The sequence below is a fragment of the Spirosoma foliorum genome, assembly GCF_014117325.1.
Lineage (GTDB): Bacteria > Bacteroidota > Bacteroidia > Cytophagales > Spirosomataceae > Spirosoma > Spirosoma foliorum.
The window spans coordinates 7,579,345-7,598,652 of sequence record NZ_CP059732.1 but is presented as its reverse complement, the minus strand read 5'-3'; the positions used below and the strand labels follow the sequence as shown (position 1 = coordinate 7,598,652).

At 46.0% G+C, this 19,308-nt stretch carries 19 protein-coding genes; 14 read left to right on the top strand and 5 right to left on the bottom strand.

From position 1 onward, the window contains the following. The first annotated feature begins 113 nt into the window (after window positions 1-113). Both H3H32_RS31915 and H3H32_RS31910 read left to right on the top strand, forming a co-directional pair. The gene (locus H3H32_RS31915) at window positions 114-1,016 is read left to right on the top strand and encodes a glycerophosphodiester phosphodiesterase family protein (protein WP_374191794.1); all 903 of its coding nucleotides are present in this window, start codon (window positions 114-116) and stop codon (window positions 1,014-1,016) included. Window positions 1,017-1,086: 70 nt separating this feature from the next. Then, the gene (locus H3H32_RS31910) at window positions 1,087-2,610 is read left to right on the top strand and encodes a GH3 auxin-responsive promoter family protein (protein ID WP_182459772.1); all 1,524 of its coding nucleotides are present in this window, start codon (window positions 1,087-1,089) and stop codon (window positions 2,608-2,610) included. Window positions 2,611-2,644: 34 nt separating this feature from the next. Here H3H32_RS31910 and H3H32_RS31905 read toward each other — a convergent pair whose 3' ends face one another. After that, on the bottom strand, window positions 2,645-3,925 hold the full coding sequence (locus H3H32_RS31905) for a hypothetical protein (protein ID WP_182459771.1): 1,281 nt from the start codon (window positions 3,923-3,925) through the stop codon (window positions 2,645-2,647). A gap of 247 nt (window positions 3,926-4,172) precedes the next feature. Between H3H32_RS31905 and H3H32_RS31900 the strand changes: the two genes are divergently transcribed. Beyond that, window positions 4,173-5,411 carry a 4-hydroxy-3-methylbut-2-enyl diphosphate reductase gene (locus tag H3H32_RS31900; protein ID WP_182459770.1) on the top strand — a complete coding sequence of 413 codons (1,239 nt, stop codon included), beginning with the start codon at window positions 4,173-4,175 and terminating at the stop codon, window positions 5,409-5,411. Here the strand turns inward: H3H32_RS31900 and H3H32_RS31895 are convergent, their stop codons facing one another. Together H3H32_RS31895 and H3H32_RS31890 are read right to left on the bottom strand one after the other, a co-directional pair. Then, window positions 5,412-7,121 carry a glycoside hydrolase family 10-like protein gene (locus H3H32_RS31895; RefSeq protein ID WP_182459769.1) on the bottom strand — a complete coding sequence of 570 codons (1,710 nt, stop codon included), beginning with the start codon at window positions 7,119-7,121 and terminating at the stop codon, window positions 5,412-5,414. Window positions 7,122-7,173: 52 nt separating this feature from the next. Further along, window positions 7,174-7,335, bottom strand: coding sequence for a DUF2256 domain-containing protein (locus H3H32_RS31890; protein WP_182464548.1), 162 nt, complete (start codon window positions 7,333-7,335; stop codon window positions 7,174-7,176). A 422-nt stretch (window positions 7,336-7,757) separates the two neighbouring features. Here H3H32_RS31890 and H3H32_RS31885 point away from each other — a divergent pair, with 422 nt between their 5' ends. Beyond that, window positions 7,758-8,228 carry an Lrp/AsnC family transcriptional regulator gene (locus tag H3H32_RS31885; protein WP_157587953.1) on the top strand — a complete coding sequence of 157 codons (471 nt, stop codon included), beginning with the start codon at window positions 7,758-7,760 and terminating at the stop codon, window positions 8,226-8,228. Between the two features lie 79 nt (window positions 8,229-8,307). Here the strand turns inward: H3H32_RS31885 and H3H32_RS31880 are convergent, their stop codons facing one another. After that, a complete protein-coding gene (locus H3H32_RS31880) occupies window positions 8,308-9,525 on the bottom strand; it encodes a tetratricopeptide repeat protein (RefSeq protein WP_182459768.1) in 1,218 nt (405 codons plus the stop codon). A 131-nt stretch (window positions 9,526-9,656) separates the two neighbouring features. On the opposite strand from H3H32_RS31880, the gene hpt reads away from it, so the two are divergent. Next, the gene (gene hpt, locus H3H32_RS31875; RefSeq protein WP_182459767.1) at window positions 9,657-10,184 is read left to right on the top strand and encodes a hypoxanthine phosphoribosyltransferase; all 528 of its coding nucleotides are present in this window, start codon (window positions 9,657-9,659) and stop codon (window positions 10,182-10,184) included. A gap of 64 nt (window positions 10,185-10,248) precedes the next feature. On the opposite strand, the gene H3H32_RS31870 is transcribed toward hpt, so the two are convergent. Beyond that, the gene (locus H3H32_RS31870) at window positions 10,249-11,469 is read right to left on the bottom strand and encodes an NADH-quinone oxidoreductase subunit D (protein ID WP_182459766.1); all 1,221 of its coding nucleotides are present in this window, start codon (window positions 11,467-11,469) and stop codon (window positions 10,249-10,251) included. Window positions 11,470-11,628: 159 nt separating this feature from the next. Here H3H32_RS31870 and rpmG point away from each other — a divergent pair, with 159 nt between their 5' ends. The 9 genes from rpmG to H3H32_RS31825 all read left to right on the top strand — a co-directional run bounded on the left by rpmG (window position 11,629) and on the right by H3H32_RS31825 (window position 19,304). After that, window positions 11,629-11,814, top strand: coding sequence for a 50S ribosomal protein L33 (gene rpmG / locus H3H32_RS31865; protein ID WP_111346404.1), 186 nt, complete (start codon window positions 11,629-11,631; stop codon window positions 11,812-11,814). Between the two features lie 93 nt (window positions 11,815-11,907). Beyond that, window positions 11,908-12,063 (top strand): DUF4295 domain-containing protein, encoded by a 156-nt coding sequence (locus H3H32_RS31860; protein ID WP_182459765.1) that lies wholly within the window; start codon window positions 11,908-11,910, stop codon window positions 12,061-12,063. 238 nt (window positions 12,064-12,301) lie between these two features. Beyond that, entirely contained in the window at window positions 12,302-13,258 is a 957-nt protein-coding gene (ftsY, locus tag H3H32_RS31855) for a signal recognition particle-docking protein FtsY (RefSeq protein WP_182464547.1), read from the top strand. Further along, on the top strand, window positions 13,255-13,740 hold the full coding sequence (locus H3H32_RS31850) for a hypothetical protein (protein ID WP_240543556.1): 486 nt from the start codon (window positions 13,255-13,257) through the stop codon (window positions 13,738-13,740). The genes ftsY and H3H32_RS31850 overlap by 4 nt, the downstream gene beginning before the upstream one ends. A 63-nt stretch (window positions 13,741-13,803) precedes the next feature. Then, on the top strand, window positions 13,804-15,114 hold the full coding sequence (gene rimO / locus H3H32_RS31845) for a 30S ribosomal protein S12 methylthiotransferase RimO (RefSeq protein ID WP_182459764.1): 1,311 nt from the start codon (window positions 13,804-13,806) through the stop codon (window positions 15,112-15,114). Window positions 15,115-15,208: 94 nt separating this feature from the next. Continuing rightward, window positions 15,209-16,756 carry a bacillithiol biosynthesis cysteine-adding enzyme BshC gene (gene bshC / locus H3H32_RS31840; RefSeq protein ID WP_182459763.1) on the top strand — a complete coding sequence of 516 codons (1,548 nt, stop codon included), beginning with the start codon at window positions 15,209-15,211 and terminating at the stop codon, window positions 16,754-16,756. A gap of 12 nt (window positions 16,757-16,768) precedes the next feature. Further along, window positions 16,769-17,365 (top strand): 5-formyltetrahydrofolate cyclo-ligase, encoded by a 597-nt coding sequence (locus H3H32_RS31835; RefSeq protein ID WP_182459762.1) that lies wholly within the window; start codon window positions 16,769-16,771, stop codon window positions 17,363-17,365. Between the two features lie 130 nt (window positions 17,366-17,495). After that, the gene (locus H3H32_RS31830; RefSeq protein ID WP_182459761.1) at window positions 17,496-18,149 is read left to right on the top strand and encodes a hypothetical protein; all 654 of its coding nucleotides are present in this window, start codon (window positions 17,496-17,498) and stop codon (window positions 18,147-18,149) included. Window positions 18,150-18,290: 141 nt separating this feature from the next. After that, window positions 18,291-19,304 (top strand): aspartate-semialdehyde dehydrogenase, encoded by a 1,014-nt coding sequence (locus H3H32_RS31825; protein ID WP_182459760.1) that lies wholly within the window; start codon window positions 18,291-18,293, stop codon window positions 19,302-19,304. The last annotated feature ends 4 nt before the right edge of the window (window positions 19,305-19,308 follow it).

The window sequence follows — 19,308 nt, the reverse complement described above, 5'->3', positions numbered from 1 at the left end:
ATGGCCGTTTGGTCAATTTTTGCAACGCACCCCATATGAATTCAAGTTGTTAAAATTAACAGAGGCCGTGTCAATTAAAAGAACCAGTACTTTTGAGCCTACCGTCTATATCTATGCGTGTTCCTCTATTGTTTTTCTGCATGACGACTTTAGCTCTTGCTCAGCCACCAACGGGTTTTGATTTACAAGGGCATCGAGGCTGCCGGGGGTTGATGCCAGAAAATACACTACCGGCTTTTCTAAAAGCTTTAGATCTTGGTGTTACGACTCTGGAAATGGACGTAGTCATCAGCAAGGATAATCAGGTGGTGGTTTCGCATGATCCTTACTTCAATTCAGCTTTTACAATCGCTCCTGATGGAAACCCGATATCGAAACAAGATCAGAAAAGCCTGATCTTATATCAGATGACTTATGACGATATCAAACGCTACGACGTCGGATCTAACGGTAATTCAGCTTACCCAGAACAGCAGAAGTTAAAAACAAACAAGCCGCTATTGAGCGATGTGATTGAGCAGGCCGAGGCTTATCGAAAAACCAAAAATCTGCCGCTGTTCTCCTATAACATTGAGTTAAAAAGCGAACCTTCTGAATACAACAAGAGTCAGCCCGAACCAGCCGCCTTCTGTGATCTTGTCCAAGCAATTCTAAAAGAGCAGCTTGCAGCGGACCGGATCAATCCAGACCGGGTAGTAATTCAAAGTTTCGACTTTGCACTATTAAAGCAATGGAAACAGGGCGCCGATGTGGGTAAGTATCCTAAAGTCAGGCTATCAGCTCTCGTTGAAAACCTCCACAGCCCCGAGAAGAATTTAGGCGAACTTGGTTTCAAACCCGATATTTATAGCCCTTATTTTCGGTTATTAAGTCGAAAAAAAATTGCCCGACTTCATGAACAGGAAATCAAGGTTATTCCCTGGACGGTCAATCAACGCAAGGATATGATTCGGCTCAAGGAGTGGGGAGTCGATGGCTTAATTACGGATTACCCCGACCGAGCCATCGGTTTATAAATCAACCCGTACCATTAAATTTGTGTCGCTAACTAGTTCAATACAGTTAGTTTATGCTATTTTTAGCCCTATGACTGTCCTAAACACCACCCTTAAATGGCTCCTGCAACGGAGATTGCCGCGTATTGAGGCAATGATGAAAGAGCCTGGTGTGGCGCAACAGAAGGTTTTCAATCAACTGATCCGATCAGGGCGTCGGACAGAATGGGGCCAAAAATACCACTACAAATCCATCCAGACGATTCAGGATTTCCAGCAGCAGGTTCCGGTTTCGAGCTACGAAGATTTGTTCCCCTATATCGAACGGGTCATGAAAGGCGAGAGCAAAGTCCTTTGGCCTTCGCCCGTTCGCTGGTTTGCCAAATCGTCTGGGACGACCAATGCCCGTAGCAAATTCATTCCTGTCACCACCGAGTCGCTCGATGAAAGTCATTTCAAAGGCGGTAAGGATATGATGGCGCTTTATATCGCGAATAATCCCGATAGTAAGGCTTTTGAAGGCAAAGGGTTATCGATTGGCGGCAGTCTTCATCCAAATCCATATGGTTCCAATAGTGCAGCGGGCGATGTATCGGCAGTAGTGATGAAAAACCTGCCTAGCTGGGCGCAGTATATTCGAACACCTTCTATTCAGGTTGCGCTCATGGACGAGTGGGAATCGAAACTGGAGCGCATGGCCGAAATCACGTCGGAAGAAAATGTGACCAGCATGCTGGGCGTACCTACCTGGGGCATGGTGCTGATTGACAAAATTCTGGCGCGTACAGGTAAATCGAATATTCTGGAGGTTTGGCCAAATTTTGAGGTCATGATGCACGGAGCGGTCAACTTCCAGCCGTATCGGGAGTTGTTTCAGCAGCAAGTGTTCCCTTCACCAACAGTTCGGTATCAGGAAATTTATAATGCCTCCGAAGGTTTTTTTGCGATTCAGGATGACTTAAGTCGTGTGGGCGAAATGCTGTTAATGCTAGACTATGGCATTTTCTATGAGTTTGTCCCTTTTCACGAAGCCGATCAGCCTTTCCCAACGGCGTTGACCATCGACGAAGTTGAACTGGATAAAAACTATGCCCTTGTTGTTTCGACCAATGGTGGTTTATGGCGTTATAAAGTAGGTGACACTGTTCGGTTTACATCACTCTACCCGCATCGACTGAAAGTAAGTGGCCGTACCAAGCATTTTATTAATGCTTTTGGGGAAGAAGTAATCGTTGAAAACGCCGAAACAGCCATTACACGAGCCTGCGAAGCCACGGGCGCTATTATTGCCGACTACACCGCCGGCCCCGTTTACATGAGCAATGGAGCTACAGGTTGTCATGAATGGGTGATTGAATTTACCCACGAGCCCGACAATCAACAGCGGTTCAATCAAATTCTGGACGAAACACTCCGGCAAGTCAATTCGGATTACGACGCTAAGCGCTACAATGATATGGTGCTCAAGCATCCCCGTATTCATGTCGTGCAACCGGGTACATTTTACGCCTGGATGAAGCAACGCGGCAAAGTCGGTGGGCAGCATAAAGTGCCTCGCCTGGCTAATTCCCGTGAATATCTAGATGATATTCTGGGAAAAGTCCTTGAACTGTAGCAGCAAAAAATCATTAACCACAAAGGCACCACCTTTATCGGTTAGCTTCAGAGAGCCAGTGAAATTGCCGTTCTGCTAATTGAAAATGCCGTTTCTGGCGTTTTAGGCCTACTAGCACGGAATCATTTCGGATTTTCCCCTGCAACACGATGTTATTAGTATCGGGCATGCTATAGTGCATGGTAAACAGGGGCAGCGAATCGGTAGAAAATTTTTTAAACGCAATCGTATGCTGGAGTGAATCCAGTGAATAGCTAAAATACCCGCGCCGATACCGCTGCCGGAACAAGGTATCAGTCGTTTGAATACTTCCTGCGTTATTATGTTCAAAAATAACATCCTTCCAACGCAGGCTATCCACTGCATTACCCTGAAATTGATCAACAGTAAAGAAGCCAGTTGCCAGTTTCTTCGACTTTGACGCGTTAGTGGGACTCTGCGAGTCCAGATATAATCTTGTCAGAGGCATTACCAGAAATATGCCTACAAAGGCAATTTTCAGAACGAGTTGTCCCGTTCGCATCCATTTTTCGGGTAGTACAATACGAGCGGCCGGTTGGGTAGGTTTATTAAAAACGAAAAAGTTGAGTAGCCGTTTGACATCGCCCAGCAACAGAAAATTACTGAATATAAACAGATGGGTGGAGAACAGCTTTACGGGAATGTCGTAACAAAGATTCATCACCATCACGTTGAGAAACACACTTGCTGCAACAAATGCTCCTAATGTGCTGGTACGACGAAACAGAAGCAACACCCCCGCCAGCACCTCAACCGCTCCAGAGAAAAACTGGTAAGGAGTTGAATAACCAATAAAATACCAGGATAAACGCATGGGTAATAAATCACCCAAGGGCGTTGCCAGGGCACTTAATGATGGAAAGACCATCTGTTGTCCGAAGAGCTTGATCAACCCATAGCTCAAAGCGAACATGGCGACGTAGTATCTAACCAAGATTAACAACCAGTAATAAGCCGTATCGTAATTCGTACGCTTATCGACAATTGTCCAGATAATCGTTCCGACAAGTGCTGCCAGAATAAAAAAACAAAGCTGAGCATACCCATAGGAGGTATCGCCACTACCATTTAGTGGAACCAGCACGTCTTTTACGTGAAAAATATAGTTATTGGCAAGGTTGACAAGCCATTCCTCGGCACCACTATAAGACTTACCAATCAGATTCAGTAAAGGAATATCGCCCAACCAGTTCAGTGGCGACATATAAAGGAGAAGATAAATGCAGAAAAAGCGAAAGAGTAATTTACGCCACACGGGCCACTGTTCGGGCGAGTGAGTAGGAGCATTCATCATAAACGAACTGGCTAAGAGGAGGTTGTGGTAACGATAGCCAAATATAAACGAAAGAGTCAAATTACAGTAGACAGGATTGATTAACAGGCTACAGATCAATACATCCAGTCGCTACCTTTGCAGCGAACGAAGACATTTATCGTTCTGTTATTAAAATGATCGAGTCAGGTGTTAGACCTTCTTGTCACTCTATACTGATAGCTGAGTTTCATTCTTTCACCAGTCCACTCGTTCGCTCTTTCAGCTAATGAAATCGTTTGACATACCCAACTATTACCGTAGTAGCATTATTACCCCTCTGAAGGAATTTCGCCGGAAGCGGGATAAACTGAAAAGGGACTTCACCCCCACCCTACTCGATTTTGGTCCGATCCGGATATTAATTGCCAGGCATTTTGGCTTCTGCTACGGTGTCGAAAATGCTGTTGAGATTGCCTACAAAGCAATTGCCGAAAATCCTGGCAAACGGATTTTTCTGCTGAGTGAAATGATCCATAACCCCGATGTTAATGCCGATTTGCAGAGCCGGGGCATTCGTTTTATTATGGATACGAAAGGTAAACAACTCATTTCATGGTCAGATCTTAAGCCTGAGGACGTCGTTATTATTCCGGCATTTGGGACCACGCTGGAGACGCAGAATCAATTGTCGTCGCTGGGTTTAGATGTTGCCAAGTATGATACCACTTGCCCATTTGTTGAGAAAGTATGGAACAAAGCGGGCCAGATTGGGCAGAAAAACTATACTGTAGTTGTGCATGGCAAGCCAAGTCACGAAGAAACCCGAGCAACCTTCTCACATAGCAAAGAAGGCGCCCCAACGGTTGTTGTAAAAGACATGGCTCAGACGCAACGCCTGGCAAAGTACATGTTAGGCGAGTTACCACCCGATGCCTTTTACGCCGAGTTTGTCAATCAGTATTCGGTTGGTTTCGACCCAACCCGTGATCTGGAACGAATTGGGGTTGTGAATCAAACAACCATGCTGGCTTCCGATACGCAAAGCATTGCCGATTATTTAAAGCAGGTGGTTATTCAAAAGTATGCCCTAACTGCCGATTCGGTTGAAACGCACTTTGCCAATACGAGAGACACGCTTTGTTATGCAACCAACGATAATCAGGATGCTACCTATGCGCTGCTCAACTACCCGGCCGACTTCGCCATTGTAGCCGGTGGTTATAACTCCTCCAACACATCGCACATTGTTGAGCTTTGCGAAGAGAAACTGCCAACTTATTTTATTGAATCGGAACAGAAAATTCTGTCCGATAAGCTAATTCGCCATTTCGATGGACATGCCAAACAGGAAGTTATCACCGAAAATTTTATTCCTCAAAGTGATAGCTCTGAACCTGTTACGGTCTTATTAACTTGTGGAGCCTCTTGCCCTGACGCTATTGTTGAAGGTATTTTACTAAAACTTGTCAGCTTTTTCCCAAACGCCCGTTCAATCGACGAGGTGATGGAAAACGTGATGGGGTAGCTACTGCACTTTTATAACAGAAACCTGGCTTTCGTTATGAAGGCGATCTATGGCTGTTATCGCGTACACGTACTTCTTCTTTGGATCAGCGGTCTTGTCGACAAAACGCGTGGTCGATTCGCCAATACAACGGGCTAAAATATAACGGGGGTCGTTCAGCTCCAATCGTGGGCGCCGTCCTTCAAAACGGTAAATGAGGTATTCATTCGCCCCATCGCCATCCGAGGCTTCAGCCGATTCCTGCCAGAATAGCTCTACGCCTTCCGGTATGATAGCCGCTTTCAGATCGCGGGGTGGCAAAGGAGGGATGCTGTCTAGCCAGGGCATGGCAGGTACTAAAGCCATATGCCGATAGAGATTTGTTTGCAGCGAATCGCGGAAAGACAGCGGGTTAAGTTTTAAATTTTTTGCACTGAACAAAACGCTGCCCTGAACAACCTGATGCTGACGATTATAGCGTATCTGATTCGGGAATTCTGCGGCTCGCCCCCATCCTGGATCACGCTCAGAACCACGTCCAACCCGGTAAGCCGCATGACCAATGTATAAATGGGCCTTTCCCGTATTGCGTTTCCACCAGTCTACGAGCGTTTTGTAAGGCACTCGCCCAAACTCTGAGCTGAAATAAACCTGCGGTACGATGTAATCAATTGTGCCTTCCCGCGCCCATTTTCGCGAATCGGCATAATTATCATAGAAGGACTGCCCACCATTGGTCGCCGACCCCTCAGGATCATTGCTCTGGTTTTTCCAGACGCCGAACGGACTAACCCCAAACTTGACCCAAGGCTTATTCGCCCGAATAGAATCTCGAAGTTCAACGATGAGTTTGTTCACATTATCCCGTCGCCAGTCGCCTTTGGTCATGCCATTGTAGTTAGCCTTGTAGGTACTGTCGTCGCGCAGAACCTGGCCAGGTTCTGCATAGGGATAAAAATAATCATCGAAGTGAATGCCATCGATATCATACTCCCGTACAACATTGGCGACGATTCCGGCAATGTAGGAACGAACCGCAGGTATACCCAGATTAAATAATTTCCGACCACCATAACTCAACATCCAACCTGGTTTCCGGTAAATAATGTTGGAAGGAGCAATACTGGAATATTTGCTGAATGTAGCCCGATCAAGATTAAACCAGGCATGAAACTCTAATCCACGCTGATGGGCCTGATCGATCATAAGCTCCATTGGGTCGTAGAATGGCGTTGGTGCCAAGCCCTGCTGGCCAGTCAGCCATTCTGACCAGGGCTCTGAACTTTTGGCATAAAACGCATCGGCTGCCGATCGTATCTGAACAATGACGGCATTCAGCCCCATTTGCTGGTACATATCGAACATGCCCAAAATTTCACGCTGCTGGTCGGCAACCGGCAAGCCTTTTTTACTTGGCCAATCAATATTATCAACCGTTGCCACCCAAACCGCCCGAAACTCCCGTTTAGGGGGCGCCGGTGTTTGAAACGTTACGCCATCCATTTCAAGCGAATCCTCAGGAACCGCCACCACAACTGTTGCTGGCTTAGGCGGGGTAGTTTTAACAACCGCAGGTTTTTGAGCAACGGGGGGCTGCGTGGTGGTTGGACGGGCAGGACTAACAGCTTTGGCAGGCGGTCTTCGTGTAACAACAGGCACTGGCTTGGCCTGACGGCAACTATCCCAGCCAATAACTGCAACTAACAGAAACAAATAAGCAATTGGACGCATTAATGAAGGCGGGTTAATCGACAAAAATAACGATAGTTTAGATTTGTCATACTTATTCTGGATCTGGGCTTGTTTTTTGCCGCTTGCCACTTCGTCGACAAGCCTCGCTACAATACACGACATGTTCCCAATTTTTCTCCCATTTTTTCCGCCAGCTAAACGGCCGATTACAGGCCGGGCAAAGTTTAGTTGGCAAATTTTCCTTTTTCTGCATTTTCATACAACGCAACTCGATTGGTTCACATGCCTAAACAATGGTTGTATGACATTCGACTTTATTAATACGAACATCAAATCCTATTCGGTATAAATTGTACAAACAATATACAGCAATAGAAAAAATCGAACCGATCGAAAAGCTGGATTAGCCCGAACAAATGAGGCTATCAAGTCAAAGAAGTTAACTGACAACAAGAAGTAACGAACTCTACATCATACGAATACTACCGAATGATAAAAATAGGATTTGGCAACTACTCTATAAAGCTTAATATTGTGCCGTTTATGAGGAAGATATGCAATATTTGTTTTGCCTTTTTTAAATATTCATACGTTTTTAAGAATTTTCTATTGTAAAAGATAGTAGATTTGCACCGTTCTGCACACAAATTCTAATTCAACAGACGACCTCCGTTTATGTCAATTCATAAATTAGATCAGATAGATCGCAACGTATTAGAGATTTTACAAGCTAACGCTAAAATTACTAACGCACAGCTTTCTAAAGAAATTGGCCTTTCGCCAGCCCCTACACTTGAGCGGGTAAAAAAACTAGAAACCTCAGGAATTATTCAGAGCTATCATGCTCAGTTAAGCCGGGAGAAAATTGGCCTGGGCGTAACCACATTCGTTATGGTGACGCTGGTTGGCCACAAAAAAGACACAACAATGTCGTTTGTGGATCGGGTGAATCAGATTCCCGAAATTATCGAATGCCACCACATCACTGGCTCAGGAGACTTTCTACTCAAGGTGATTTCGAAAGATATCTCGTCGTATCAGGCTCTGATGCTCGATGTAATCAACGAAATTGACGAAGTAGCCAGCACTCAAACCATGGTTATCATGTCGACTTTTAAGGAAAGCAAAGTGTTGCCAATTCCATGATATATATGATGTATGATATAGGATATATGTATTCAGGTTAAAACATACATCCTATATCATACATCATATATATCAAAACTCATTCCTTCCTCTTCCTTCGCTCCTCCCGTCTTGCCTTTTTCGCGTCATCAAGCGCTTTTTTAGCCTCCTTGTACTGACTGGATTTTCGTTCCGCTTTGTCTAGTACTTCATTAAAGTAGGTCTGGGCCAGGTCGTAGTTTTTCTCTCCATTCGCAATCTTCGCCAATCCGATCAACGACGATAAATAATACCCCGACGTTGTCGAATTTGTCTGCTTCGAGAAGTCTACCGATTGTTGGTAGTATTTCTTCGCTTCGGCTACGTTGTTATAAAACACGCTGTTAACGTAGGCCAGGATATAGGCCGCTGTCCGTCCGCTAACGCCCTCATAACCAGACTGCGTGCGACTCACTTTTTCCAGAATATCTTTAGAAATCCGTTCGGCTTCGTTCAAGCGCCCTGTTACAAAGGCCGACCGGGCAAAGTACCGCTCAAAGAATGGGTTATCAGGATATTGCTCAGCCATGTACTTCGACATCTGATACGCTTTATCGTACTGATTCTCCATACTATAAATCTGAACCAGAAAGTAACGGGCTTCAACACGTGTATAGAAAGCCGTATTCGCCGTTTTCTCTAACTCTTTGATCCCGTTTGCTTTATTCCCTTTGGGAAAAAAGATCAGGATTGGCTTCAGTAATGGGTAATTTTCGGGAATCCACTGGGCGTAATAATTGTACATCCCATCCCCAAAGAGCAGTTCAGGACTGAAATCGGCATTCCCCTTACATTTCTCAAAGTACTTTAGGGCATTCTTACCCGCAAAGGTGGCCTTTGTCCATTTTTTTCGCTCCGAATAAAGTCGGCTTTTAAAGGCGTAAGCAGCTGCCAGGAAAAATGCCGGTTCGAGCTTGTTCTCACTGTTATCGTATAATTCTTCGGCCAATGTAATGGTCGAATCCATGTACATTAAGCACTGGTCATCATAATCTGTGACGTCGGTATTTGGAACGATTTTCCACCACTCGGCCAGCCCCATTAAGAACGTCGGCATTGGGTGTTTCGGATAACGCAAACGCAGCCACCGAAACTCTTTGTCGGCTTCGTAGAACTTATAGTTGTACATCTGATTGATAGCCTCCGCCGATTCAATCTGAACGCCTGGATGCTTCAATAGACCATCATACTTTTTATCAAACGCCGACGGATCATAAAGCTGAGCCTGGGCTAAACTAGCCATACTCATCAGCCAAACCGTCAACACAAATTTCTTCATTTCGTCAAAATCAATTAGTTAGTATATCAACGTAAACTGCTGGCTCTGCGTTTGCCAATTGTTATTTTTCCATCGTTTTTTTGTCCACGACCTCACTATCGGCGTATCTTTGCCGCCCCACAGACACCGATATGATAACGATAAAAGATAAAACGTTTGTCCCGTTTATTACTTCCGAAGCGATTCAGGAACGCATTCAGGAACTGGCCGAACAAATTAATCAGGCATACGCTGGTAAAACTCCCCTCATAGTCGTTGTCCTGAACGGGGCTTTTTTATTCGCGGCTGATCTGGCAAAGCGTTTAACAATTCCCTGTGAAATCACGTTTCTCCGAGTCTCCTCCTACAAAGGAACGGAATCGACCGGGCAACTGAAAGAAATCCTGGGCCTTACCGAATCTGTTGCCAACCGTGACCTTATTGTGGTCGAAGATATTGTCGACACAGGCAAAACCCTCTGCGACATACGCGATCAACTTCAGGCACAAGGTCCCTCATCGCTGGCAATCGCGACATTACTCTTCAAACCAGAAGCCCTACAAAAGCCAATTGACTTACAGTACGTTGGATTCGAAATCGAAAACAAATTCGTTTTGGGTTATGGTCTGGATTATGATGGTTTGGGTCGGAATACGCCCGATATATTGGTGTTAGAATGAGTCTGGGCCAAGCTCCGGCTTGGCCAATAGATTTTACGGGCCAAGCCGGAGCTTAGCCCAGACATCACCGATCCACTTCCCCCATCACGACATCAATTGATCCGATTATCGCTACCAAATCGGCTAGCATAGCGCCCCGGCTGATTTCGTGAATGACGGACAGATTGTGAAAGCAACACGAGCGGGATTTGCAGCGCACAGGCACGTCTGATTTGCCATCCGTGCGAAAGAAAAAGCCAAGTTCACCCTTAGCACTTTCAGCACGAGCGTAGAAATCCATTGCTTTAGGGCGAATTTTCTTTGGCACAACTGCTTGTGGATCGTAGTCACGGGTACGTCTATGATCACCCATAAGTTGATCCAAACACTGCTCAATAATGCGAATAGATTCGTGACACTCTAGTACCCGTACATTGTTGCGATCCCAGCAATCGCCAACCGTTCCCATCTTCCCTTCGCCAATCGGAATATCGAAGTCTAGCTCAGGGTAAACCGAATAACCATCTACCCGACGTAAATCATACCGTAATCCAGAACCACGAAGCATCGGGCCTGTACAGCCATAATTAATGGCAACGGGTAAGGGAAGAACGCCCACATTAGCCGTTCGTTTTATGAAAATATCATTCTCAATAACCAGCTGTTGTAGCTCTACTAATTTGGGTTTCAAATAGGAAATGAACTCCCGGCATCGTTCTTCAAACCCTACCGGAAGATCATAAAATAAGCCCCCTACCCAAATATAATTATACAACATCCGGGCCCCACTTACCCACTCGAGCAGCCGCTGAATATGCTCACGATCGCGCATGAGCCAGAGAAAAGGCGTATAGGCACCAATATCGAGTGCGTATGTCCCAATGCCGACAAAGTGGGCCGCAATACGATTCAATTCGGCTACCAGCACCCGGATGTATTCGGTACGTTTCGGAATATCGTTCTGAATACCCAGCATTCGCTCAACGCCCATCACAAAGGCATGTTCGCAGTTCATTGCAGCCAGATAATCGAGTCGATCTACGAACGGAATTGCCTGATTGAAGGGCAATGACTGCGCATGTTTCTCAAAACAACGGTGCAGATAACCTAGATGCGGAACTACGTCAACAATAATTTCTCCATCGGTAACCACTTCGAGCCGCAATACACCATGCGTTGATGGGTGTTGCGGTCCCATATTCAGAATCATCTCCCCTTCCTGAAGCATTTCGGGTCGATAGACGCCAGGTTCCGAAGCCCGGAAATGGCCGGGAGCGTACTCGTATTGAATTGTTTGCGTGGTCATGACAGCACCAAAGGTCGAAAGCGGGAATCCGATTGCCAAACTTTACGCACTTTTCTGACCTAATTCATTACAAATCATCAGTTTTTCTTAAAAAGCTATTGGCTAAATAAAAGTAATTCCGTACCTTTGCGCTCCTTATCGAGAAAACGAACATTAGCGATGGCAAAGAAAGGCGCCAATAGAATCCAGGTTATTCTGGAATGCACCGAGCAAAAAGACAGCGGTGTACCCGGCATGTCCCGGTACATCACCACGAAAAACCGGAAAAATACGCCAGCGCGTATCGAACGGAAGAAATACAACCCGTTTCTGAAGAAAGTAACGGTACATAAAGAAATTAAATAGGTTTTAGGTTTATAGTTTTCGGTTTACAGCAGATAATAATCTGAATTTGCATCCGAAAACCGAGAACCGTAAACCATAAACTGCAAAATCGACATGGCAAAAAAGGTAGTTGCAACCCTGAAAACGAAGGATAACGGCAAGGCATTCGCCAAAATCATCAAAGCCGTGAAATCGCCTAAAACTGGCGCTTATACCTTCAAAGAAGAAATGGTTCCCGTTGATGAAATTCAGGCTGCGCTGAAAAGCTAGTCTTGACTACGTTAACCACGTCGACGAATCGGCGCCCTGGAGAACCCGTTTCTGTACAAAGAAATTTGTCCCACAGCCTTCATGGTTCTGTGGGACTTTTTTTGCTGTAGTTTTGTTGAACCAGTCAATAGTTAATACACTATGCCCGCGCCTGCCCATATACAGGCTGACACAGTAAAGTTAATCATTGATTGCTAATCCACTATCGACTCACGACCGCACGAGCGGCCCCATTTTTATGGCTCTATTCGGCTTATTCTCGAAAGAAAAAAAAGAAACACTCGACAAAGGATTAGAGAAAACGAAAGACAGTTTTTTCTCGAAACTTGGCCGGGCCGTCGTTGGCAAATCGACCATTGACGAAGAAGTTCTCGACGAACTCGAGAATGTTCTCATTTCATCGGATGTAGGCGTTGAAACAACTGTCAAAATTATACGCCAGATCGAAGAACGCGTTGCCCGCGACAAATACATGGGCACCGACGAACTCGACCGGATACTCCGCGAAGAGATTGCCACCTTGCTTTCGGATAATAACACTAGCGATGTCCCCGACGACTTTGATTTACCTGTCGGGAAGAAGCCCTATGTAATTATGGTTGTCGGTGTTAATGGCGTTGGCAAAACCACAACGATTGGCAAACTGGCGGCTCAATTTCACAAACGTGGCAAACAGGTTGTATTAGGCGCTGGCGATACGTTCCGGGCAGCAGCCGTAGATCAACTCAAACTCTGGGGCGATCGCGTTGGTGTACCCGTCATTTCGCATGGAATGAACACCGATCCTTCGGCAGTGGCCTTCGATGCTGTTAAAAAAGCAACCGATATGAACGCCGATGTGGTCATTATAGACACAGCTGGTCGGTTACATACCAAAATTAACCTGATGAACGAGCTGACCAAGATTAAGCGCGTCATGCAGAAGTTCACTCCCGATGCACCGCACGAGGTACTTTTGGTGTTAGACGGCTCAACCGGGCAAAATGCGTTTATTCAGGCAACCGAATTCACAAAAGCAACCGAGGTTACGGCACTTGCCATCACCAAACTAGATGGAACGGCCAAGGGTGGTGTAGTTATTGGAATTTCAGATCAATTTAAAATTCCGGTTAAATACATTGGCGTTGGCGAGAAAATAGAGGACTTGCAAACATTCAACAAGATGGAGTTTGTGGATTCGTTCTTTAAGAAATGATACGTATCACAACAATCTTACTGGTTTTATTTCTCGGTACATCGGCTACCACGATTGCCCAGAAAATTCAACGGCAAAAAATGGCCAGTACAGCTGCGCTTCAGGGAATATGCGGAACTGTGCTGGTAAAGCAGGGTAATCATATGCCGGGCCCAGGCTCACCCAGACCTAACGCTAACGGCGCTCCTGCTGAGCGCGAGGTACTCATTTTTCCCTTGTTGAATGTGAGTCAGGTTGAAGCTGGCGACAATGGCTTTATTAATTCGGTGGGTTTAGTCAAACCAATCAAGACGGTCAAGTCAGGAAAAGATGGCACATTCTGTGTCAATCTTCCCAAAGGACGATATTCGGTAATTGTGCAGGAGCCAAAAGGCTTATACGCCAACTTATATGACACCAAGAACAACATTTTTCCGGTAACTGTTGAGGCCGGGAAGAGCGCGAAAATTAAGGTTGAGATTACGCATCAGGCAGTGTTTTAATGTAACGCGGACATCCTGTCCGCAATAGCTTTCAACAAAGCGGACAGGATGTCCGCGTTACGAATGAAAACCAAAGGAGTACGTACTAATAAAATCAATATCGTCACGCTCGGTTGCTCAAAGAACCTCGTGGATTCGGAGGTGCTGTTTACGCAACTCAAGGGCAATGGTATGAACGTGACGCACGAATCGAAAAAAGACGATGCCAACATTGTCGTGATCAATACGTGTGGTTTTATCGACAATGCGAAAGAAGAGTCGATCAATACCATTTTGCGCTATGTCGATGCGAAAGAAGCTGGGATTGTCGATAAAGTTTACGTAACGGGTTGTTTATCGCACCGTTACAAAGACGAACTCGAAGTCGAAATGCCGACCGTTGATGCCTGGTTTGGCACTAACGAGTTGCCTCGAATGCTGAAAACGCTCCGTGCCGATTACAAACACGAACTCGTTGGCGAACGACTCCTGACAACTCCGGCTCACTACGCCTATCTAAAAATTGCCGAAGGCTGCGACCGTCCCTGTTCATTCTGTGCTATTCCGCTTATGCGCGGAGGACACGTATCACGCCCAATAGAAGAGCTGATCACCGAAGCAAAGTCGTTAGCTCGGCGAGGCACCAAAGAATTAATTCTCATCGCTCAGGATTTGACCTATTATGGTCTTGATCTCTATAAAAAACGTAACCTTGCGGACCTCATCAATCAGTTAGCCGATGTAGAAGGCATTGACTGGATTCGGTTGCAGTACGCCTATCCATCAGGCTTCCCGCTGGAAGTACTGGATGTAATGCGAGATCGCCCAAACGTTTGTAATTACCTGGACATGCCGTTACAGGCGGGTTCAACTGAGTTGCTGAAACTCATGCGTCGGGGTATTACGCGAGAAAAAACCGAAGACCTGATTCATACCATTCGTGACCGGGTACCGGGTATTACGCTCCGCACAACGCTAATCGTGGGACACCCCGGTGAAACGGAAGCTATGTTTGGGGAGACGTATGAATTCGTAGAACGGATGCGTTTCGATCGGATGGGCGTGTTTACCTACTCTCACGAAGATCAGACTCACTCGTTTACTATGCCCGACGATGTTCCAGCTGATATTAAACAGGAACGAGCCGACGAGCTTATGGAGTTGCAACAGGGCATTTCGCACGAACTGAACCAGAAGAAAGTCGGGCAAACGTACAAAGTGCTGTTTGATCGGAAAGAAGGCGGCTACTTTATTGGTCGTACCGAAGCTGACTCACCCGAAGTGGACAACGAAGTATTGGTACCAGCCAGTCAGTACGTTCGGATGGGCGATTTTGCGAACGTACGCATTAACCGAGCCGATGATTTTGATTTATACGGAGAGGTTGTCTCCTGAGTTTAGAAACCCGCAAGCGAATCGTGGTGCACAACCCGAACCTTGCGGGTTTTTCCGTTGTTGAGCCGAATAAATCCCAACCCCCGCCCATCGCATGGACTGTCAGTACCTGCCGCTTACCTCAACCGGCCAGTTTTCGTCACTATTCCTAGATTACATCAACAAAAAAGATAGTTTAACTCCTTTTTATAATCGCTTTCCGGACGTAGCTGCTTTTGGCGGGCAGATTGCTGATAAGTCATTTGATGCATCGAAACGGCAGGTTTTAGTCAATACGCTTGAGCGGCAATATGCGGGTATTGCCAACAAGCCTGATTTTTCCGTATTACTTCAGCCCAATACATTTACCGTTACAACGGGCCATCAGCTGAATATTTTCACGGGGCCATTATACATTGTTTATAAGCTCATTACGACCATTAATCTGGCCCGAAAGCTGAAAGAAACGTATCCCGATTACAATTTCGTGCCTGTGTACTGGATGGCCACCGAAGATCACGACTTCGCCGAAATCAACCATTTTTCGATGTTCGGGAGAAGTTACGTCTGGCAAACCGAACAGCGTGGTGCTGTTGGAAGGATGAATCCACAGGAGCTAAAAGCGCTGTTTACCCAGATTCCGGAGAAACTAGCTTTGTTTGAAGAAGCCTATTTCAATCAGGACACCTTAGCAAATGCCGTTCGGTACTATATCAATGAATTGTTTGGTGCCGAAGGATTAGTTTGTCTGGACGCCGACGATGCGGCCCTCAAACGCCTTTTCGCGCCTGTTATGCGGGATGAACTTATTCATCATCGTTCAGGAGAACTAGTCCAACAAAAAACGCAGGAACTGGAAAATCTAGGGTATAAAACGGTAATCGCCCCGCGTGATATCAATCTGTTTTACCTCGACGATCAACTTCGTGAACGTATTGAACGTAAGGGAGATGGCACGTATAAAATAATTAATACACAGCTAAAATTTTCGGAGCCTGAGTTACTAGACATTTTAGAGCAGAACCCCGAACGCTTTAGCCCGAACGTTGTCTTACGTCCACTTTATCAGGAAACAATTCTGCCAAACCTGGCCTATATCGGAGGGCCGTCTGAGGTGCCTTACTGGTTGCAGTTGAAAGGCGTTTTTGAACATTTTCAGACAGCGTTCCCGATATTAATGCCGCGTAATTTTGCCATGTATGTTCCCGCTGTCAGTGCGAAGCGTATCTGCAAGCTCGGCCTCACCCCCGAAGAACTCTTTCAGGATACCCTTACGCTCAAACATGCGTATGTAGAACACCATGCCCGACATGCCCTTAAGTTCGATAATGAGAACAAGACGGTAAACAAGGCGCTGGATGCTATTTTGCATAAAGCGCAGATGGTCGATCCGACGCTCGAAAAAGCCGTTCTGGCCGAAACCAAGCGGTTTGCCAACGCCGTTGCCCGACTCGAAAAGAAAATGCGACGGGCCGAAGAGCGAAATCAGGAAACGGGCGTTCGGCAATTACTGGCCGTTAAAAACGAGCTTTTCCCCAATGGAGGTTTACAGGAACGAAGCGAAAACTTCCTGACATTTTACCTGACAGATCGCCAGTTTCTCCAGAAAATGCTAGCCGTTTTCAATCCATTCGATTACCGAATGCAGCTTTGTTTGGAGTAAGAGCTACAGCGTATGAATAAAGCGGAGCTACGTCGTGAGTATCTGGACAGGCGGCAAGCGTTGGTAGCCGATGAGGTCGCGCACCGGAGTCAGGCAATAGCACAGCGTTTTCTAGATTTTCTTATCCAGACGGATTTGGCCACAAAACCGTTGCTGATTCATACGTTCTTGCCAATTCGGCGGCAACATGAAGTTGATACGTGGCTAATTATTAATTCCATCTGGAAACAATTCCCACAAATAACGCTTGCCATCTCAGTAACCGATATCGCAGCTAATCAGCTCACTCACTACCCTTTATATCCGGATACGCGCTTGCAGGAAAATCGCTGGGGCATTCCTGAGCCGGTTGATGTTACGCAGAAATCGGCCATTGATAGTCATCAAATCGATCTAGTTCTCGTACCACTTTTAGTATTCGATACACAAGGACACCGGGTTGGTTATGGCGGAGGCTATTATGATCGTTTTTTAGCCAGTTGTCGACCAGACTGCTTAAAAGTGGGGCTTTCGTTTTTCGATCCGATTGAAGCAATTGACGCTATTGAAGTGACGGATATCAGATTGGATACCTGCATCACACCTAGACAGTTATTTAGCTTTAAGTAGTTAAGATTTTGTTAAAAAAAGTCCTATCAATACCACCTAATCGGTATTAGCAACATCTAATCAAAGTTTATTTATATTTTAATATAATAAGTGCCTAGCTGTTGTTAACTTTCTTAAAAGAACAGCAACTATGAAAAAAATTCTGCTTTTACTCTTTCTAGGCCCGTTACATGTATGGGCACAACAAGACAGAATACCTCCGCCTGTTTCGGCCGAGAATCTTAAACCCATTCAAAGCGATCTCGTTCCTGCTTACAACGGCCGTTATGGGACTAGTATACGAACGCAGTATATGTATGATGGATTGGATGTTCGACACGCAAAAGATTTAGGGCAATACATATTGGCCTCCAATGATCCTGATGCCATTCGCGAATTTAAAAGCTATATGACCAGCCGACATGCGGGTGGCTGGCTAATTGCGGGAGGCCTCATAACAGCGGGCGTTGGCTTAATCGTGGGCGTCTCTAACGATCACTCAGGCGAAGCCAGCAAGGGGACCTTTTCGTCAACAGGGGTTGTCAGCAATGGCACCATATGCTATGGGTATTGTAATTCTGTCCCAGACCGCACAAACACGGCGGCCGTAAAAGCGGGCGTAACGACTTTCTTCTCTGGGCTGATTGTAGCCGCTATTGGCGGATTTATGTTACGGCCAGGCCCTCATCTTCGTCGATCGGTTCAGTATTATAACCGTTCACTGAAGCAGCAGGGAATTTCCTGGCAATTGACCCCTTATTCATCTCTATCAAATTCTGGCATTGGCTTAGTAGGACGATTCTGATTTTTTTAGAATATAATTCCTGACCGTCAAAGTTTTACCGTACTTTTGCACTCCAATTCGGAGTGCGGGTAGAAACCCGCTTTTTATTAACCATTTAACCGCGGATTTCCATGGCTTCGGCCAACCGTCCGCATTATAAGTATGAAAATCGCAGTCGTTGGCGCCACAGGCCTGGTCGGTGGCGAAATCCTGAAGGTTCTGGCAGAACGGAACTTCCCTGTATCTGAACTTCTTCCCGTCGCTTCTGAGCGTTCGGTTGGTAAACAGGTTGAGTTTAAGGGTAAACCGTACACAGTCGTAAGCTTCGAAGATGCTATTGCTGCCAAACCTGCCATTGCGATTTTTTCGGCGGGTGGTGGTACCTCGTTAGCCCTGGCCCCTAAGTTTGCCGAAGCCGGTATTGTTGTTGTCGACAACTCGTCGGCCTGGCGTATGGACCCAACCAAAAAGCTGGTTGTACCTGAAGTAAACGCCGATACGCTGACTCCTGAAGACAAAATCATCGCGAACCCAAACTGCTCGACCATCCAGATGGTGGTGGCGCTGAAACCACTACACGATCGGTATAAAATCAAACGTGTTGTTGTGTCAACTTATCAGTCGGTAACCGGAACGGGTAAAGCAGCCGTTGACCAGCTTTTCGCCGAACGTGCAGGCAATACAGATGTAGCGAAAGTTTACCCACACCCAATTGACTTGAACGTATTGCCCCACATCGACGTCTTCCTCGACAATGGTTATACCAAAGAGGAAATGAAGATGGTGAACGAGACCAAAAAAATCATGGGCGACGATTCGATTCAGGTAACGGCCACTACGGTTCGGATTCCAACCATCGGTGGCCACTCGGAAGCGGTGAATATCGAGTTCGAAAATGAATTTGAGTTAAGCGATATCGTTTCGATTCTGAGCAACACCGAAGGTGTTATTGTTCAGGATGACCCAGCCAATAAAATCTACCCAATGCCTTTAACAGCGCACGGGAAAGATGAAGTATTCGTTGGCCGTATCCGTCGTGATGAAAGTCAGCCAAAAACGCTGAACATGTGGATCGTAGCCGATAACCTACGCAAAGGAGCGGCTACCAACGCGGTTCAGATTGCGGAATACCTGTTAAAACATAATCTGGTTGAAGCTGATGCTGTAACAGCTTAACCAG

Bases quoted from the DNA above. Each gene is read 5' to 3' on its own strand.
- H3H32_RS31910 (WP_182459772.1), top strand. From the start codon at position 1,087: ATGACTGTCCTAAACACCACCCTTAAATGGCTCCTGCAACGGAGATTG.
- H3H32_RS31895 (WP_182459769.1), bottom strand. From the start codon at position 7,121: ATGCGTCCAATTGCTTATTTGTTTCTGTTAGTTGCAGTTATTGGCTGG.
- H3H32_RS31880 (WP_182459768.1), bottom strand. From the start codon at position 9,525: ATGAAGAAATTTGTGTTGACGGTTTGGCTGATGAGTATGGCTAGTTTA.
- rpmG (WP_111346404.1), top strand. From the start codon at position 11,629: ATGGCAAAGAAAGGCGCCAATAGAATCCAGGTTATTCTGGAATGCACC.
- H3H32_RS31825 (WP_182459760.1), top strand. From the start codon at position 18,291: ATGAAAATCGCAGTCGTTGGCGCCACAGGCCTGGTCGGTGGCGAAATC.
- H3H32_RS31835 (WP_182459762.1), top strand. From the start codon at position 16,769: ATGAATAAAGCGGAGCTACGTCGTGAGTATCTGGACAGGCGGCAAGCG.
- hpt (WP_182459767.1), top strand. From the start codon at position 9,657: ATGATAACGATAAAAGATAAAACGTTTGTCCCGTTTATTACTTCCGAA.
- H3H32_RS31860 (WP_182459765.1), top strand. From the start codon at position 11,908: ATGGCAAAAAAGGTAGTTGCAACCCTGAAAACGAAGGATAACGGCAAG.
- H3H32_RS31870 (WP_182459766.1), bottom strand. From the start codon at position 11,469: ATGACCACGCAAACAATTCAATACGAGTACGCTCCCGGCCATTTCCGG.
- H3H32_RS31885 (WP_157587953.1), top strand. From the start codon at position 7,758: ATGTCAATTCATAAATTAGATCAGATAGATCGCAACGTATTAGAGATT.
- H3H32_RS31890 (WP_182464548.1), bottom strand. From the start codon at position 7,335: ATGCAGAAAAAGGAAAATTTGCCAACTAAACTTTGCCCGGCCTGTAAT.
- H3H32_RS31900 (WP_182459770.1), top strand. From the start codon at position 4,173: ATGAAATCGTTTGACATACCCAACTATTACCGTAGTAGCATTATTACC.
- ftsY (WP_182464547.1), top strand. From the start codon at position 12,302: ATGGCTCTATTCGGCTTATTCTCGAAAGAAAAAAAAGAAACACTCGAC.
- rimO (WP_182459764.1), top strand. From the start codon at position 13,804: ATGAAAACCAAAGGAGTACGTACTAATAAAATCAATATCGTCACGCTC.
- H3H32_RS31905 (WP_182459771.1), bottom strand. From the start codon at position 3,925: ATGATGAATGCTCCTACTCACTCGCCCGAACAGTGGCCCGTGTGGCGT.
- H3H32_RS31830 (WP_182459761.1), top strand. From the start codon at position 17,496: ATGAAAAAAATTCTGCTTTTACTCTTTCTAGGCCCGTTACATGTATGG.
- bshC (WP_182459763.1), top strand. From the start codon at position 15,209: ATGGACTGTCAGTACCTGCCGCTTACCTCAACCGGCCAGTTTTCGTCA.
- H3H32_RS31915 (WP_374191794.1), top strand. From the start codon at position 114: ATGCGTGTTCCTCTATTGTTTTTCTGCATGACGACTTTAGCTCTTGCT.
- H3H32_RS31850 (WP_240543556.1), top strand. From the start codon at position 13,255: ATGATACGTATCACAACAATCTTACTGGTTTTATTTCTCGGTACATCG.